General features: G+C 71.8%; 14 protein-coding genes. 4 read left to right on the top strand and 10 right to left on the bottom strand.

The annotated features are described in order from the left end of the window. Nucleotides 1-26: 26 nt before the first annotated feature. Complete coding sequence (locus tag OG344_RS11875; RefSeq protein ID WP_405088259.1) at nt 27-878, top strand: glycosyltransferase; 852 nt, start codon at nt 27-29, stop codon at nt 876-878. Nucleotides 879-907: 29 nt separating this feature from the next. On the opposite strand, the gene OG344_RS11870 is transcribed toward OG344_RS11875, so the two are convergent. From OG344_RS11870 to OG344_RS11840, 7 genes are read right to left on the bottom strand one after another with little or no spacing between them, the layout of a single operon-like run. Continuing rightward, a complete protein-coding gene (locus tag OG344_RS11870) occupies nt 908-2,665 on the bottom strand; it encodes a WecB/TagA/CpsF family glycosyltransferase (protein WP_405088258.1) in 1,758 nt (585 codons plus the stop codon). Further along, nucleotides 2,662-3,807, bottom strand: coding sequence for a hypothetical protein (locus OG344_RS11865; RefSeq protein ID WP_405088257.1), 1,146 nt, complete (start codon nt 3,805-3,807; stop codon nt 2,662-2,664). Before OG344_RS11865 ends, OG344_RS11870 begins: the two co-directional genes overlap by 4 nt. A 39-nt stretch (nt 3,808-3,846) precedes the next feature. Next, entirely contained in the window at nt 3,847-5,133 is a 1,287-nt protein-coding gene (locus OG344_RS11860) for an MFS transporter (protein ID WP_405088256.1), read from the bottom strand. Between the two features lies 1 nt (nt 5,134). Next, nucleotides 5,135-5,995 carry a dTDP-4-dehydrorhamnose reductase gene (rfbD, locus tag OG344_RS11855; protein ID WP_327049285.1) on the bottom strand — a complete coding sequence of 287 codons (861 nt, stop codon included), beginning with the start codon at nt 5,993-5,995 and terminating at the stop codon, nt 5,135-5,137. A gap of 46 nt (nt 5,996-6,041) precedes the next feature. Next, nucleotides 6,042-6,998, bottom strand: a complete 957-nt coding sequence (rfbB, locus tag OG344_RS11850) for a dTDP-glucose 4,6-dehydratase (RefSeq protein WP_405088255.1) — start codon at nt 6,996-6,998, stop codon at nt 6,042-6,044. Further along, the gene (locus tag OG344_RS11845; RefSeq protein ID WP_327049283.1) at nt 6,995-8,059 is read right to left on the bottom strand and encodes a glucose-1-phosphate thymidylyltransferase; all 1,065 of its coding nucleotides are present in this window, start codon (nt 8,057-8,059) and stop codon (nt 6,995-6,997) included. Before OG344_RS11845 ends, rfbB begins: the two co-directional genes overlap by 4 nt. Nucleotide 8,060: 1 nt before the next feature. Next, nucleotides 8,061-9,530: a sugar transferase gene (locus tag OG344_RS11840; RefSeq protein ID WP_405088254.1), complete on the bottom strand. Its 1,470-nt coding sequence runs from the start codon at nt 9,528-9,530 to the stop codon at nt 8,061-8,063. Between the two features lie 509 nt (nt 9,531-10,039). On the opposite strand from OG344_RS11840, the gene OG344_RS11835 reads away from it, so the two are divergent. Next, nucleotides 10,040-11,062: an LCP family protein gene (locus tag OG344_RS11835; RefSeq protein ID WP_405088253.1), complete on the top strand. Its 1,023-nt coding sequence runs from the start codon at nt 10,040-10,042 to the stop codon at nt 11,060-11,062. A 25-nt stretch (nt 11,063-11,087) separates the two neighbouring features. Here the strand turns inward: OG344_RS11835 and OG344_RS11830 are convergent, their stop codons facing one another. From OG344_RS11830 to OG344_RS11820, 3 genes are all read right to left on the bottom strand, one after another. Beyond that, nucleotides 11,088-11,459 carry a hypothetical protein gene (locus OG344_RS11830; RefSeq protein ID WP_327049280.1) on the bottom strand — a complete coding sequence of 124 codons (372 nt, stop codon included), beginning with the start codon at nt 11,457-11,459 and terminating at the stop codon, nt 11,088-11,090. A gap of 56 nt (nt 11,460-11,515) precedes the next feature. Further along, nucleotides 11,516-12,130 (bottom strand): GntR family transcriptional regulator, encoded by a 615-nt coding sequence (locus OG344_RS11825; protein ID WP_405088252.1) that lies wholly within the window; start codon nt 12,128-12,130, stop codon nt 11,516-11,518. A gap of 82 nt (nt 12,131-12,212) precedes the next feature. Further along, a complete protein-coding gene (locus OG344_RS11820) occupies nt 12,213-13,253 on the bottom strand; it encodes an EamA family transporter (RefSeq protein WP_405088251.1) in 1,041 nt (346 codons plus the stop codon). Between the two features lie 176 nt (nt 13,254-13,429). Between OG344_RS11820 and OG344_RS11815 the strand changes: the two genes are divergently transcribed. Together OG344_RS11815 and OG344_RS11810 are read left to right on the top strand one after the other, a co-directional pair. Continuing rightward, nucleotides 13,430-15,580 carry a nitrate- and nitrite sensing domain-containing protein gene (locus tag OG344_RS11815; RefSeq protein WP_405088250.1) on the top strand — a complete coding sequence of 717 codons (2,151 nt, stop codon included), beginning with the start codon at nt 13,430-13,432 and terminating at the stop codon, nt 15,578-15,580. After that, nucleotides 15,577-15,930, top strand: a complete 354-nt coding sequence (locus tag OG344_RS11810; protein WP_405088249.1) for a DUF742 domain-containing protein — start codon at nt 15,577-15,579, stop codon at nt 15,928-15,930. Before OG344_RS11815 ends, OG344_RS11810 begins: the two co-directional genes overlap by 4 nt. Nucleotides 15,931-16,011: the final 81 nt, after the last annotated feature.

Genomic DNA, 16,011 nt, shown 5'->3' with positions numbered 1-16,011 from the left:
CGGATGTTCGGTGAATAATCCGGTCCATGACCGAGACCGTTCTGGCCACCATGACCGTCGTCGTCCCGGCCCACAACGAGGCCACCGTGATCGGGCGCCTGCTGTCCGGGCTGCTCCGTGACGCCGAGCCGGGTGAGATGGACGTCGTCGTGGTCGCCAACGGCTGCACGGACGGTACCGCGGACGTCGCCCGCGGTTTCCCGGGGGTCCGCGTGCTGGAGACGCCCGTGCCGTCCAAGCGCGAGGCGCTGCGCATGGGGGCCGCCGCGGCCGGCATCTTCCCGATCCTCTACGTGGACGCCGACGTCGAACTCGGCACGGCCGACGCGCGGGCGATGTGCGCCACGCTGAGGGGCGACGGCGTCCTCGCCACGGCCCCCGAGCGCGCGCTCCCGCTGGCGGACCGGCCCTGGCCGGTGCGTTCCTACTACGCCGTCTGGAGCCGCCTGCCCGAGGTCCGGGCGGGGCTGTTCGGCCGGGGCGTCATCGCCGTGAACGAGAAGGGCCAGGCGCGGCTCGACGCCCTTCCCGCTGTGATGGCCGACGACCTGGCGGCCTCCCTGGCGTTCCAGCCGGGCGAGCGGGCCGTGACGGGGACGGCGAGGGTCGTGGTCCACCCGCCGCGCACCCTCGGCGACCTGATCCGCCGGCGGGTCCGCGCGGTGACCGGCGTGGCGGAGCTGGACGGAGGTTCGGGCGGGCGGACGGCGCGCGCGCGGACCGGTGTGCGCGATCTCGTGGGCATGGCCCGCTCCCCCCGGCTGGTCCCCCACCTCGCCGTGTTCCTCGCGGTGACCCTGCTCGCCCGCACCCGCGCCCGCCGTGCCGTACGGCGCGGGGACTTCACCACCTGGCTCAGGGACGACAGCAGTCGCTAGCGCCGTCCCGCCGGCGTCGCGGAGGCCGGTCATGACGACGATCGGGACGGCCATCCCCGCGTCCACTGCGCCCTGGCGGCCCACAGCGCGCGCCAGTCGTCCCGCCGCGACGTGGGACGGCCCTGCCTGGCCGCGTCGGGCGGGCTCATCCATCTGCTCAGCACCGCCCGCAGGAGCACTCCCGACTTCAGCAGCAGGACCGCCACCCACCGCGCGCCCGGGGGGAAGTGCCGCCGGATCAGGCTGACCTTCCCCGTGTGCAGCATGACCTGCTTGCGCAGGCTGCTCGACGACAGGCCGCCCGGGTGGACGAACGCCGCCGTGGAGGTGACCATCGGGCGGTAGCCCATTCGCGCCGCTCGCAGGCACAGGTCGGCGTCCTCGCCGTACATGAAGAACGCGCGGTCGAACCCGCCGAGCTCGTCCCAGGCGTGCCGGTCCACCAGCATCATCGCCCCCGTGACGATCGGCACGGCGAACTCCTCCGGAGCGCCGCCCGGCGCGGGGCCGGCCCACGGCCGGGGCGTCTCGGGGTCGAGAAGCCGGTGGCCGGGGAAGGCCGTGCTCAGGCCCAGGCCGAAGCAGAGCGCCGACCACAGCGTCGGCCGGCCCCACCACGAGCGGGGGTCGCTCTCCCCGCTCTCGGTGACGCACCTGCCGCCGATGATCCCGGCACGAGGATGGCGCCGCGCCGCGTCGAGCAGCGCGGCGACCGCGCCGGGCTCCAGCTCCGCGTCGGGGTTGACGAACAGCAGACGCCCGCCCCTCGCGATCCGGGCGCCGGCGTGGCATCCCCCGGCGAAGCCGTCGTTCTCCTCGCGGGCCACGACGCGGGCGTCGGGCGCCGCCCCCCGCACCACGTCCACCGTGTCGTCACCGGAGGCGTTGTCGACGACGACGAGCTCCCCCGTGACTCCCTCGCCGCGCGCGTGTTCGAGCGCCCTGTTCACCGCCTTCAGGCATCCGGTCACATAACCCGCGCTGTGGTAGGTCACCACGACGACCGAGACGTCCAGATCCGGCCGGGCGGGCCTCGGCGCCGCGGCGCTCGCCCCCCTCAACCGCTCCAGCGCGGTCATGCGGATGAACGCCCCGTTCGTACGGAGATAGCGCGGCCCGAGTCGCCGGGGCTCCTGGAGCAGCCGGTAGAGCCACTCCAGCCCGGCCCGCTGCCAGGCCAGGGGAGCCCGCCTGACGACCCCCGCCAGCACGTCGAAGGAGCCGCCCACGCCGTGCACCACGCTGGCGCCGGTGCGTTCGCCCCAGGCTTCGACGAACCTCTCCTTCCTGGGTGACGACATGCCGAGGAAGAGCAGGTCGGTGCCCGCCGCGCGGATCTCCTCGGCCACGGAGCCCGCCTCCTCGTCCGGGAAGTAGCCGTCCCTCGCTCCGGCCACGACCAGACCGGGGTGACGCCGGTGGATCTCCGCGAGCAACGCGTCGAGCACCTCGCGGGTCGCTCCGAGGAAGAACACCCGGTGGCCGCGGCGTTCGCTCTCCCCGAGCAGCGACGTGAACAGGTCGATGCCGGCCACACGCTCCGGCAGGGGCCGGCCGAGCAGCCGGGCGGCCCACACGACCGCCTGTCCGTCGGCCAGGATCATGTCGCACTGGACGACGGACCGCCGCAGTTCCGGCTCCGCCCGCATGTGCACGAGCTTCGCCGCGTTCACCATGCCGATCGACAGGAACGAGCGCGTCTCGACGGCGGACACGCACCGCTCCACCGCGTCCCGCAGCGTGAGCGGATCGATCGGCGTACCGAAGACCACGGCGGGCGCCCTCACTTCGCGAGCTCCTCGAACAACCAGGCGTAGAGCAGCCACCCCAGCTCGTACGGCCGGCACTCGTGGTCGACCGCGACGGGCGGGTAGACCCTGTCGAGCACGCCGATCCGCGTGCCCCTGCTGACCGCCGTGGACATCGCGCGTACGCCTCTGACGAGCTTGCGCGGATCCTCCCGGGCGGCCTTGCGCCAGGTCAGGCCGAGCTCTTCGACGATCAGTTCCTCGCCGGTCTCCGGTCGCGCGGTCATCCAGCCCAGCCCCAGACGGATCGCGTCGAGGTACGACGTGCCGCCCGCGTCCGCGAGATCGAGCAACGCCATCGGCGCCATGGACAGCTGGTGGACGCTGTACACCGGGTAACCCTCGACCACCTCACCCGTGCGGGCGTCGTAGTGCCACCACCACTGGCCCTGCGGTCCCTGGACCCCGCAGATGCCCGCCGCCACGCGCTCGGCGGCGGCGAGCGCCTCCGGGTCGCCGCCGCTCACGACGTGCAGCCGGGCGAGGGCCTGCAGCGGGTAGACCTGGTCGGCGAAGCAGCCGACGTGAGCCCGGTACCAGGGCGCGGAGCCGATCACATGCCGGTAGAGCCGGTCGTCGCCGAGCCCATCGAGGAGGCGCCCGCGAGCCTTCCGGAGGCGTTCGCCGAGCCCGGAGGTCTCGCCGGCCGCCGTCGCCGCGGCCAGCGCGGAGAGCGCCCATGCGGCCTCGACTGTCGGGACCGGCCCGTCGAGGGCGTCCTCGACCTCGGCCAGCCGGGTGAGGGCGAGGCCGAGGTCGCCGTGCCCGCTCTCGGCCGCGGCCCAGCAGATCAGTGCCACGTCGCCGAGTCCGGTCACCTCGGGCAGGCGCTTGACCAGGTGCCCGGCCAGGTCGAGGGTGGTGTCGCCGGCGAGCGCGGCGCGCTGCCCGTCCTGCGGCAGGGCCGCGGCGCCGAGCGCGACGATGGCGCTGTACCTGAGGCTGCGCCCCTCCGGCACCGCCGTCCACCGTCCGTCGGGTCCGCGCCGGCCGCGGCGGGTGAACACGAACTCTCCGTCGGAGTACCCCGGAGGAAGTCCGCGGATCGACAGGGCGACCATGCGGTCGACGAGATCGGCGGCGGCGGGGTCGGCGGCGCGGAGGCGATCGAGACGCGTCACCGCTCAGCCCTCCGGCGGCCGAACGACGTACCGCGATGTCTACTCTTCACCGGTACCTCCATTTCGTGGTCTCGTGGTCCGGCGGGACCTGTCTGCGGGAAGAACGAGGAAGGCGGCCCCGAGCGTGATCGTCAGCCCGGCCGCCATGACGCCCACGGCGGCCCGCGGCCCGAGCCAGGACCACAGGGCGCCGAAGATCCAGGAAGCGGTCATCGCGGCGAGCGCCTGACCGGTCTGCACGACGGCGAGCCCGGTGGCCCGGCGCCGTTCGGGGAGGAGCGGCCCGACGAGCGCGCTGACCACGCCGTCCGTGGCCGCGTAGCCGAGCCCCCGGAGAACCAGCACGGCCACGCACGCCACCGGATGGTCCGCGGCGAGCACCAGGAGGTAGCAGCCGAGCAACGCGCCGTACCCTCCGAGGACGACCTTCGACCGGCCGAGGCGATCGGCGAGCCGGCCGGCGGGCACGGCGGCGAGGAGATAGGACGCGGACACGGCGACCGGCAGCAGCGGCAGCCACCGCGCGGCGACGTCGAGCCGCTCCAGCACGAGGAGATAGAGGAAGGCGTCGCTGATCGTCGTCAGCGACAGGGGCACGACGGCGATGAGCACCCGCCGGAAGGGGCCGGGACCGAGCAGCGCCGTGGCCTGGGCCAGCGAGACCCGCGGGCGCCCGCGCACCACCCCGTCCGGCTCCCGGACGAACAGCACGAGCACCAGCACGCCGAGAACGGCCACGCAGAAGCTGGTGAAGAAGACGGCGTCATAGGAGTTGAGCGCCAGTTCCAGTACGCCGAAGGCGACGAGCGGACCGGCGAGGGCCCCGGCGGTGTCGAGCGCGCGGTGCACGCCGAAGGCGCGGCCCTGTGCCTCGGGCGGCGCGCTCAGCGAGATGATCGCGTCACGCGGGGCCGTCCGCAGGCCCTTGCCCGCCCGGTCGACGCCGATGACGAGCCCGAGGAGGGGTGCCGACCGGCCGGCCAGCAGGAATCCGAGCTTGGTCACCGCCGAAAGGGCGTAGCCGGCTCCGGCGACCGCCTTTCGCCGCCGGAACCGGTCCGCGACGTGTCCCCCGGCGAGGCGCAGCACGGCGGTGGCGCCCGTGTACACCCCGTCGAGCATCCCGAACTGCACCGTGCTCATGCCCAGGCCGAAGACGAGGTAGAGCGGCAGGATCGCCGTGACCATCTCGGACGAGACGTCCGTCAGCAGGCTGACCATCCCGATCGCCAGGACGTTGCCCGTGACGACCCGCAGTGGACGTCGTCCGGCCGTCCGCTCCTCCGGGGCCGGCGTGTCTCCCCGTCGCGCCTCGGACAGGTACATGTCAGACCACCAGTGCGGGCCAGGCGGCGTGCAGCGCGTCCCGCCAGTGGCGGATCGGCGCGAGCCCCGCCCGGGACCAGGCGGCGTGGCCGAGCACGCCGAAGGCGGGCCGGCGAGCCGGTCGCGGGAAGGCCGTGGAGGCCACCGGACGCACCCGGTCCGGGTCGGCGCCGAGCAGCGTGAAGACCTCGCGGGCCAGGCCGTGCCAGGAAGTGCTGGCGGAGCTGGTGCCGTGGTAGACGCCGGGGGGCGCGTCGGCCTCGATCATCCGGATGATCTGGCGGGCCAGGTCGTCCGTCCAGGTCGGCTGGCCGATCTGGTCGTCCACCACGTCGACGACGGGCCGCTCGCGCGCCAGCCGGATCATGGTGCGGACGAAGCTCGCGCCGGTCCCGCCGTACAACCACGCTGTGCGCACGACGTGGCCGGAGTCGGGCAGCGTCTTGAGGACCGCCTGCTCCCCCGCCAGCTTGGTGCGCCCGTAGGCGTTCAGCGGAGCCGTCGGCGCGTCCTCCGCGTACGGCAGCCGCCCGGTGCCGTCGAAGACGTAGTCGGTGGACGGCTGCACGAGCCGCGCGCCCACCTCGCCGCAGGCCTGGGCGAGGACCTGGACGGCGCCGCCGTTGACGGCGAGCGCCTCCTCCTCGTGGGTCTCCGCGTCGTCGACGGCGGTCCAGCCGGCGCAGTTCACCACCACGTCCGGCCGCAGTTCGCGGACGGCCAGCCGCACGGCCGCCGGGTCGCGCAGGTCCAGCCGGGCGCGGTCCAGCGGCACGACCTCGTGCCGTCCGGTCCGCAACACGGCGACCAGGGCGCCGCCGAGCATGCCGCCGGCACCGGTGATCATCCATCGGGGGGTCATCAGGTTCGCTCTCGGGGTGCTCGGTCGTGCCGTGTCGTCGTCGGTGTCAGGGCCGGGCCTGCTTGAGGGGGCGCCACCAGCCCGCGTTGTCGGCGTACCAGCGGACGGTGTCGGCGAGCCCCTCGTCGAAGCCGATCCGGGGAACGTATCCCAGGGCACGCAGCTTCGTGTCGTCCAGGGAGTAGCGGCGGTCGTGGCCCTTGCGGTCGGGCACCCGCTCGACCCTGTCCCACTCCGCCCCGAGCGCGGCGAGCAGCTTCTCGGTGAGCCGCAGGTTCGTCAGCTCCGCCGTGCCGGCGACGTGGTAGACCTCACCCGGCTGCCCGACCTCGGTCACGAGCCGGATCGCCCGGCAGTGGTCGTCGACGTGGATCCAGTCCCTGACGTTGCCCCCGTCGCCGTAGAGGGGGACCTTCAGCCCCTCCAGCAGGTGGGTGACGAAGAGGGGGATCACCTTTTCCGGATACTGGTAGGGCCCGTAGTTGTTGCCGCACCGGGTGACGGAGACCGGCAGCCCGTAGGTCACCGCGTAGGCCAGGGCGACCAGGTCTCCCCCCGCCTTCGCGGCCGCGTACGGCGAGCGCGGGCGCAGGGGCGCGGACTCGTCCCACGAGCCGGAGTCGATCGACCCGTACACCTCGTCGGTCGAGACGTGCACGACCTTCCCGATCCCCGCGTTGAGGCACGCCTGCATCAGCGTCTGCGTGCCGAGGACGTTCGTCCGCACGAACGGCGCGGCGCCCGCGATCGACCTGTCGACATGGGATTCGGCGGCGAAGTTGATCACAAGGTCGTGGCCGGGCACCACGTGCGCCAGCAGTTCCGCGTCGCAGATGTCGCCGCGCACGAAGTCGAAGCCCCCTGACACGGGCTCCAGATTCGCCTGGTTGCCCGCGTACGTGAGCGCGTCCAACACGGTGATCTTGTCATCGGTCTCGGCGGCGGCCATCCGGACGTAGTGGGAGCCGATGAAGCCGGCGCCACCGGTGACGAGCACTCTCATGGGGAGATCTGCACCTTACTGTGATCACCGAGCACGAGCCGGTGCGCCTTGGGGGTGTTGGGGGCCGGCGTGACCTCGACATCGTGTCCGATGAGCGAGGCCTCGATCCGTCGTACCCCCTGGATCGACGCACGGGCAAGCACGATGGAGTACTCGATCTCGCTGTCCGTCAACCGGCAGTCCTCCCCCACCGAGGTGAAGGGACCGACGTAGGAGTCCGTGACGACGGTCCGGGGGCCGATGATCGCGGGACCCACGATACGGGAACCGCGGACCGACGCGCCCGCCTCAACCACCACCCGGCCGATGAGCTCGCAGTCGCGGACCTCGCCGTCCACCCGGGGCTCCACCGCTTCGAGCACGAGGCGGTTGACCTCGAGCATGTCGGTGACGTTGCCGGTGTCCTTCCAGTACCCGGAGATCACCTCGGGCTCGACGTCGTGGCCGGTGTCGATGAGCCACTGGATGGCATCGGTGATCTCCAGCTCGCCCCGCCCGGACGGCTTGAGGTCGGCGACCGCCTCGTGCACGGCGGGGGTGAAAAGATAGACCCCCACGAGCGCGAGGTCGCTCTTCGGATCGTGGGGCTTCTCCTCCAGTCCGACGACGCGTCCCCGCGCGTCCAGTTCGGCGACCCCGAACTGGCGCGGGTCGGAGACCTGGGTGAGCATGATCTGGGCGCTCGGGCGCCGGGCACGGAAGCGCCGGACCACCCCGTCGATGCCGCCGACGACGAAGTTGTCGCCGAGGTACATGACGAAGTCGTCGTCGCCCAGGTAGTCGCGGGCGATGAGCACCGCGTGCGCCAGTCCGAGCGGCGCCTCCTGGCTCAGGTAGGTGACGTCGAGCCCGAACGCCGAGCCGTCCCCGACCGCGGCCTCTATCTCGGCGCGGGTGTCGCCCACCACGATGCCGGTCTCCCGGATTCCCGCGGCCGCGATCGCCTCCAGTCCGTAGAACAGGACGGGCTTGTTGGCCACGGGAACCAGTTGCTTCGCCCGTGTGTGAGTGATGGGTCGTAACCTCGTCCCGGCTCCGCCGGCGAGCACCAGGGCCTTCATGTCAGTAGGCCCCTCTTCCCCCGGTCACCGCGGACCACGTCTTCCACAGCACCTGAAGATCCATCATGAGCGACCAGTTCTCGACGTAGCGCAGGTCCAGCCGGACCGACTCCTCCCACGACAGGTCGGATCTGCCGCTCACCTGCCACAACCCCGTCATGCCGGGTCGGACGATCAGGCGCCGGCGCACGTCCGTGCCGTACTCGTCGACCTCGGCGGGCAGCGGCGGACGTGGCCCGACCAGTGACATCTCTCCCCGCAGCACGTTGATGAGCTGAGGCAACTCGTCCAGCGAGTAGCGGCGGAGAAAGTGCCCCACCCCGGTGATTCGTGGATCGTTCCGAATCTTGAACAGCACGCCGTCCGACTCGTTGGATTTCTCGAGGACCGGCTTGAGCCGCTCGGCGTCGACGACCATGGTGCGGAACTTCAGCATGTCGAACTCTCGGCCGTACCGGCCGATACGCGTCTGCCGGAACAACGCGGGACCAGGGCTGGTCGCCCGGACGATCGCCGCGATGACCAGCATCGGGGTGAGGAGGACCAGGAGAAAGGCCGCGGCCACGATCCTGTCGAAGGCGTTCTTGACCAGCCGTCGCGATCCTTCGAGCTCGGGGTGCTCGACGTGCAGCAGCGGCATCCCCGCGACCGGGCGCACGCTTATGCGGGGACCCGCGACGTCCATCAGGGCCGGGGCGACGAACAGGTCGGTTCCCCCTGACTCGATCGCCCAGGCGAGGCGGCGCAGCGCGGCGCCGTGGAGTTCGGGGCAGGCGAGGACCGCGACCGCCTCGGCGTCGACCTTGTTCACCACGGCGGCCACGTCCCGGAAGTCTCCGAGCACAGGAACGCCGTCGATGTCGGAGCGCTGTCTCCGGAACTGCCTGTTCGGCAGGCACGCGGCCACCACCCGCATGCCGTGGTAGGGCTGTCGCCGCAACTGCAGCACCAGCTCCTGAACGGACTGCCGGTGCCCCACGGCCACGACCCGCCGCATGTACTCGCCTCTGGAGCGCAGGCGGTGCAGCCTCTTCCGCATCCTGTGCCGGAAAAGCAGCGTCAGCACCGTGGCGAGCGGCAGCATCGCCATGACATAGCTCCGGGCCACCATCGTCTGCGTCAGGTACGCCCCGATCGCGACGGCGGCGGTGAGCCCGAGCCCGCCCTGGGCCACCGAGCGGAACTCCTCCGTGCCCTCACCGTGAGCGCGTCCCCGATACCCGCCCGCGAGGCCGACGACCAGGGGCCAGCCGAGTGTCAGGGCTGCGCCGAAGGCGATGTCGTACACCGGGATGTAGGCCCCCAACTGGAGCCGGGTCAGTTCGACTCCGCAGAAGGCGAGAGCCCCGCACAGGAAATCCCCCGCCGTGAGGATTCTACGAAAGGATCTTTCCGACACCTTTGCCGGAAGCCGGACGCCGAGGCCGCGGGGAATCACCCCCAGTTCCGCAAGTTCTAACCGCGATTCCATGTCACCACGCCCCAGTAGCCAGACTGCGCAGAAAGATGACGCACCCCCCGCCACACAGGTTGACGCACAACTCATCTTTTTTCAGGGACGAAGGGCATGCACGAGCATGATGGTAGACAGCGACCGCTCAGTACGGAATGTACGCGGTCTGTCCACAGTTGGCCGGGCGACTTCGCGTATTGGACTTGACGGGAACGTTCCAACATGCCCCTCATGTCGGTCGTCCGCAGCACTCCCGGCCGCGGCGACCGCCGCCGGCGCGCAGCTGCGAAGCGGACCGTGCCGGTGACCGCGGACGCAGCCGGCACCGTGGTCTCGGCGGCGTTCGCGGCCCGCTCACGAAGGAGCGACTCGCCGCCATGGCCGCGTCGTGGGCGAGGTGCTCGACGGATGGTCCCGATTTCGCTACCCATTGGTCCGCCTGGTGTGCCTGGTACAGGTGAGTACGGTAGATGTCTGCTTTGGAACATGTCCGCCGCGCGGACAAGGAACCGAGCATTGGACACCTCGTGACGACATCCGGGCAGTTACCTCTCACCGAGACCCCGCCGCCGCGGGTGTCACGCCGGCGCAAGGTGCTGATCGTCATGACCCTCGTGCTCCTCCTCCCGCCGGCCGCCCTCTTCGCGGTGCTGATGCAGCGCCAGCACGTGTACGACACCAACCTCCGGCGGGTACAGCAGGTGTTCCCCGAGGAGTGGGACCGACCTGCCAAAGCGGCTGGAACCGCCCAGAACTGGCTGGTCGTCGGCGCGGACAAGCGGCCGGGAGAGAGCGGCTTCCAGCGGTCGGACAGCCTCATGATCGCGCATATACCCGCCGATCGGAGGCGAATCTTCGTCATCGGCATACCTCGTGACTCGTATGTGACCATCCCGGGACACGGACGGGACAAGATCAACGCCGCGTACGCGTACGGCGGCCCGCGCCTGCTGATCCAGACGGTGGAGAAGCTGGCCACGGTCCGGATCGACCACTTCGCCGCGCTGGATTTCGAGGGTTTCGTCGAGATGAGCAAGGCGCTGGGCGGCGTAGACGTCTATGTGGCCCGTCAGGTTTACGACCCCGCCAACAAAATCACCTGGCCCCAGGGAAACGTTCATCTCGAGGGCGAGCGCGCGTTGCTATTCGTACGCCAGCGTTACGGACTACCCGGTGGAGATTTCGACCGTATTAAACGGCAGCAGGCGTTCTTACGGGCAGTGGCCCAAAAAGTGGTCAGCAAGGGAATGCTGACCAATCCGTTCGCACTGGACGAGTTCCTCCAGGCGTTGACGCGGTCCCTGTCGGTGGACTCCGGGGTCGACATGAAGACCCTCAGGAGCCTCGCGCTCGAACTCCGCGACGTACGCGGCGACGACCTGCGGTCGGCCACCTACCCCGTCGCCGGCACGGACACGGTCAAGGGGGCGAGCATCGTCCGCCTGGACGCGAAGGAGGGCGCCAAGCTCACCGACGCCCTGCGGAACGACACGCTGGAGCGCTACTTCGCCGACCGGGGCGGGCTGAACGAGTCCTCCTTCGTCCGGTGACCCCGCTGGTGGGAGGGCTGCTCCTCTAGTCGTATTCGAGGTCGGGCAGGGGCGAGGGCGGCTCCGGGCTGCGCCACACCACGACGTAGTCGGCGTGCGCGCCGGCCACCGCCGTGCTCAGCCGGTCGAGGTCGAAGTCCGGCAGGTACCGCAGCCGGGCGAGGAAGCTCGCGTCGGTCGCCGAGTGTGGGACCACACAGCCCTCGCCCTCGCGGTCCAGCAGGACGATGAAGACGTCGTCCGGCTGGCCGGACGGTTCCCGGCGTTCGTGCCCGCCCACGCGGACCTCGACGACGTCCTCCCACGCGAGAGCCTCGACGCTGCCGTCGGCATAGTGACGCGTCACGCCTTCTTCGGTGACGTACACATAGGTGTCCGGCACTGGGTTGCCGTGCATGGGCGCGATTGTGACGACTCACAGCGGCCCCGTGCAAGACCGTTCAGGCAGGCGGCTCAGCCGTGCCGCCACCGCAGATGGGCGCGCACCGCCCGCACCGCCGCCTCCGCCGGTCCCTCCGCGATCGTGCGCAGCAGCGCCGCGTGCTCGGCCGCGAGCTCACGGGGGTCCTCGTACGCGTGCCTGAGCCCGACGAGCCCGAGCCGCGTCTCGGCCGCCAGCGTGCCGTACAGACGCTCCAGGCGCGGGCTGCCGGCGGCGGCGACGAGCGCCTCGTGCAGCGCCATGTGCTCGGCCACCACACTCGCCCAGGGGGCGCCGGGCGGCAGGCCGGACAGGCGGCCCAGCGCCTCCTCCGCGGCGCACACCCGGCGGCCGGCGACCGCCTCCGCCATGAGCTCCTCCAGCGGCCTTCTGACGTACATGAGATCGGCCAGGTCGGCGGGGGTGATCAGCGGGACGTACGCGCTGCGGTTGCGCTCGCGCCGCAGCAGCCCCTCGTGGACGAGGAGCGCCAGAGCCTCCCTGACGGTGGGGCGGGCCACGCCGTACCGCGCGGACAGCTCCTGCTCGGGCAGCGCCGCTCCCGGCTCGACGTCCCCCGACAGCACCCGCTCGCGCAGCGCGGCGGCGAGCGCCTCGACGGTGGAGACGGGCCTGAGGGTGGTCACGGGCTGAGCCTACTCATCGGATCAGGCCTGCTGGCCGGGCCTGTTAACCGGGCCTGCTGACCGGGCCTGTTAACCGGGCCCGTCAGCGACGACCGGCCGTCGCCGTCGGCGTCTCGGGCGTCTCGGGCACGCGGGCGTCCGGAGTGCGCGCCCGGGCGGGCAGGGCGACCACCGCCAGCCCCGCGGCGAGCAGCGCGAGACCCGCCCACGAGACCGCGGACAGGTGCTCGCGCAGCGCCACGACGCCGAGCAGGGCCGCGACGGCCGGTTCGGCCAGCGCGAGAGTGGCCGCCGTGGCCACGGGGGTCGTGCGCAGGCCCCGGCCGTACAGGAGGTAGGCGAGGGCCGTCGTGGCGCAGCCGAGATAGAGCGCGGTGAGCAGGCCGCCCGGCCGGGCGAGCCACACCGGGCCGCTCAGCACGAGGACCGGCAGCATGAGCACGGCGGCGCCGCCGAAGAGCACGCCCATGACGATCCCCGAATCCGTCCCCCCGCCGATGGCGCGGGCGGCGACGACCGCGTAGAAGGCGTACAGGAGCCCGCCGAGCAGGGCGAGCCCGATGCCGGCGGCGTCGGGGCCGCCGGTCTCCCCTCCCGCGCCCCCGCCCGTGACGAGCACCGCGCATCCGGCGACGGCGGCGGCCGTGGCGAGGGCCCAGCGCCCGCTCGGCCGTTCGCGCCCCGCGAGCCAGGACAGGACCCCGGTGAAGACCGGGCCGCTGCCGATGGCCACCACCGTGCCGATCGCGACCCCCGTACGGTGGACCGCCGCGAAGAAGCAGAGCTGGTAGGCCGCCACCGCCGCGGCCCCCAGAGCCAGTGTCCAGTGCGCGCGAGCCCAGTGTGTGCGGGCCCAGTGCGTGCGGGCCCAGTGCGTGCGGGCCCACCGGGCCGGGTCCGGTCCGGCGTTCCGTACGCGCTCGTGGGAACGGTCCAGAGGGCGTGGGCGGAGGGAACGGCGGTGCGCCGAGACGGCCAGCGCGGCCAGCACCGCGCCGCCCAGCACGAGGCGGGCCGCCGCCAGAGAGACGGAGTCGGCGGCGGCGAGGGCGCCCGCGGTGCCCGCCGTCCCCCACAGCACGGCCGCGGCGACGACGGCGAGCGGACCGGATCGGGTGTGCATGGAGCCGATTGTCTGACAATCAGACATTAATTGACAAGTCCCTTGCCGCTGGACGCCGAGACTGTCCTGATACGGGGCTGTGGCCCAACTCGTTAGGAACGATCCCTGGTGGGCCGACTCATGGATTGCTAGGGTTTCGCCACTAATTAACACGTATGTAACCGACGGGCGGGGCCATGGCTGGTCGGAAACGGTCCATCCGCTTCAAGATTTTCGCGATCCTGCTGGTGCCGGTGTCTGCTCTGGTGGTGATCTGGGGGTTCGCCGCCACCGTGACGATCGAGCAGGGGCAGCAGCTCCTGCGCATCCAGAAGGTCTACGACAACGTCGTCTATCCCGTCAGCGAGACGATCAACGCGTTGCAGACCGAGCGGTTCGTGTCCGTGAGCTACCTCTCGTGGCGCACCACCTCGCTGCGTACCGACCTCCAGGGGCAGCGGCGCAGGACCGACGCCTGGGCGGCCGAGGTGACCCGCCTGTCGGAGCGGGCCCGGGACGAGACGCCGCCCGCCATGTGGAGCCGGGTCCAGGACCTGATCCGGCAGGTGCGCGGGCTCGACGTCCTGCGCGGCCAGATCGACGACCACACGCTGACCCGTCTCGAGGCGATCGAGGGGTACAGCTCGGTCGTCGAGACCGCCCACCAGGTCTACGACCGGCTCATGATCTCGCCCGACATCGACATCGTCGGGCAGACCAAGGCGCTCATCCTGCTCAACCGCAGCCGCGAGATGGTGAGCCAGCAGTCGGCGCTCGTGCTGGGCGCGCAGGCGGCCGGCCGGATGTCGCAGGACGAGCGGGACGCCTTCTCCGGCATGGTCGGCAAGCGCCGCCTGCTCTACCAGCTCGGCACCAGCCAGCTCGACTCCACCCTTCTCAAGCAGTTCGGCGCCCTGAACGCCTCCCCGGTCTACTCGGCGTTCCTCGCGCTGGAGAACGACGTGATCGCCAGGGTGCGGCCCGGGCAGCCGCTGCCCACGGAGGCGATCGCCTGGCCGACGACGGCCCAGGCCCTGACCAGTCAACTCACCGACGCGACCGGCGTCGCCTCCGACATCACCATCGCCCGGGCTCTGCCACTGGCGCAGGCGGTGCTCTGGCGCATCGGGATCGTCGGCGTCCTCGGCCTGGCCGCGGTGCTCGCGACCGCGTTCGTCTCCTTCCGGTTCGCCCGGACGCTGGCCGGCGAGCTCACCGCCCTCCACCGGGCGGCCCGCGACCTCGCCGAGCGGCGCCTGCCCGACCTCGTACGGCGGCTGCGGCGCGGCGACGACGTCGACGTGGCGGCGGAGACGCCGCCCGTGGTGCAGCGCAGCGACACGGTCGAGGTCGAGAACGTGGGCAACGCCTTCACGTCCGTGCAACAGACCGCCGTGGAGGCGGCGGTGGGCCAGGCGGAGCTGCGCAAGGGCGTCAACAAGGTCTTCCTCAACCTGGCCCGCCGCAGCCAGTCGCTGCTGCAGCGCCAGCTCGTCATGCTCGACGGCCTGGAGAAGGTGACCGCCGACCCCGACCTGCTGGAGCGGCTGTTCGGGGTGGACCACCTCACCACCCGCATGCGCCGCCACGCGGAGGGCCTGATCATCCTCTCCGGGGCCGTCCCCGGGCGCGGCTGGCGCAACCCGGTCCGCCTGTACGACGTGGTGCGCGCGGCGATCGAGGAGGTCGAGGACTACCTCCGGGTGGACGTGACCGTCCCGCACGGATACTCCCTCGTCGGCGGAAGCGTCACCGACATGATCCACCTGCTGGCCGAGCTGATCGAGAACGCCACCGTCTTCTCCCCTCCGCACACCCGGGTACACGTCCGGGGCGAGGTGGTCGGCCGCGGTTTCGCGCTGGAAGTCGAGGACCGCGGGCTCGGCATCCCGCCGGACGAGCTGGAGCGCCTCAACCAGCGCCTCTCCGACCCGCCGGAGTTCGACCTCACCGACAGCGACCGGCTCGGGCTGTTCGTGGTGGGCCTGCTGGCGCGGCGGCACAACATCCGCGTCTCCCTGCGCAGCTCGCCGTACGGCGGGACGAGCGCCGTCATGCTCCTCCCGCAGGAGATCGTGGTGGAGGCCGGGATCCACGAGCCGGTGATGGAGCCTCTCTCGCAGCCGGAGCAGGTGGTCCCGGCGCTCGCCCTCACGCCGCCGGTCGGCGGCGGCCACGACTCCCTGCCCAAGCGGGTACGACAGGCCAACATCGCTCCGCAGCTCAGGGAGGACCCGCAGCCCAGGGACGATCGCCAGCCCAGGGATGATCGGCAGCCCAGGGATGATCGGAACGACGTGTTCTCCTCGTTCCGGTCCGGCTGGCAGCGCGCCCAGGAGGACTCGTGACCGAGCAGGAGGAGGGGCCCCTGCTACGCCCCTACACGATCACTCGGGGACGCACCCGCCCGACGGGGCCGGACTTCGACCTGATGACCATCATCAGGACGGCCCCCGCGGCGTACCGCGGGGTCTCGGGGCTGGCCCCGGAGCACTGGCGGATCCTGCAGCTGTGCCGGGGGCCCTCCTCCGTGGCCGACCTGGCCTCGGAGCTGGGCCTCTCGCTGAACGTCGTACGCATCCTGCTGAGCGACCTGCGCGACCAGGAGCTGATCACGGCACGGCCGCCGGCCACCGTGGCCCAGCTGCCCGAGGAGCGTCTCCTGCGCGAGGTGATCCAGGGACTCCAGGCGTTGTGACGCTGGTGACGTCTCAGGGGTGACGTCTCAGGGGTGACGTCTCAGGGGTGACGTCTCAGGGGTGACGTCTCAGGGGTGACG

Origin of the sequence: Microbispora sp. NBC_01389 (genome assembly GCF_045040095.1) — a bacterium.
GTDB lineage: Bacteria > Actinomycetota > Actinomycetes > Streptosporangiales > Streptosporangiaceae > Microbispora.
This window is presented reverse-complemented; position numbering and strand designations above follow the sequence as displayed.

Coding starts and splice junctions, on each gene's coding strand:
- OG344_RS11875 (WP_405088259.1), top strand. CDS start 27: ATGACCGAGACCGTTCTGGCCACCATGACCGTCGTCGTCCCGGCCCAC.
- OG344_RS11860 (WP_405088256.1), bottom strand. CDS start 5,133: ATGTACCTGTCCGAGGCGCGACGGGGAGACACGCCGGCCCCGGAGGAG.
- rfbD (WP_327049285.1), bottom strand. CDS start 5,995: ATGACCCCCCGATGGATGATCACCGGTGCCGGCGGCATGCTCGGCGGC.
- rfbB (WP_405088255.1), bottom strand. CDS start 6,998: ATGAGAGTGCTCGTCACCGGTGGCGCCGGCTTCATCGGCTCCCACTAC.
- OG344_RS11845 (WP_327049283.1), bottom strand. CDS start 8,059: ATGAAGGCCCTGGTGCTCGCCGGCGGAGCCGGGACGAGGTTACGACCC.
- OG344_RS11840 (WP_405088254.1), bottom strand. CDS start 9,530: ATGGAATCGCGGTTAGAACTTGCGGAACTGGGGGTGATTCCCCGCGGC.
- OG344_RS11830 (WP_327049280.1), bottom strand. CDS start 11,459: ATGCACGGCAACCCAGTGCCGGACACCTATGTGTACGTCACCGAAGAA.
- OG344_RS11820 (WP_405088251.1), bottom strand. CDS start 13,253: ATGCACACCCGATCCGGTCCGCTCGCCGTCGTCGCCGCGGCCGTGCTG.
- OG344_RS11815 (WP_405088250.1), top strand. CDS start 13,430: ATGGCTGGTCGGAAACGGTCCATCCGCTTCAAGATTTTCGCGATCCTG.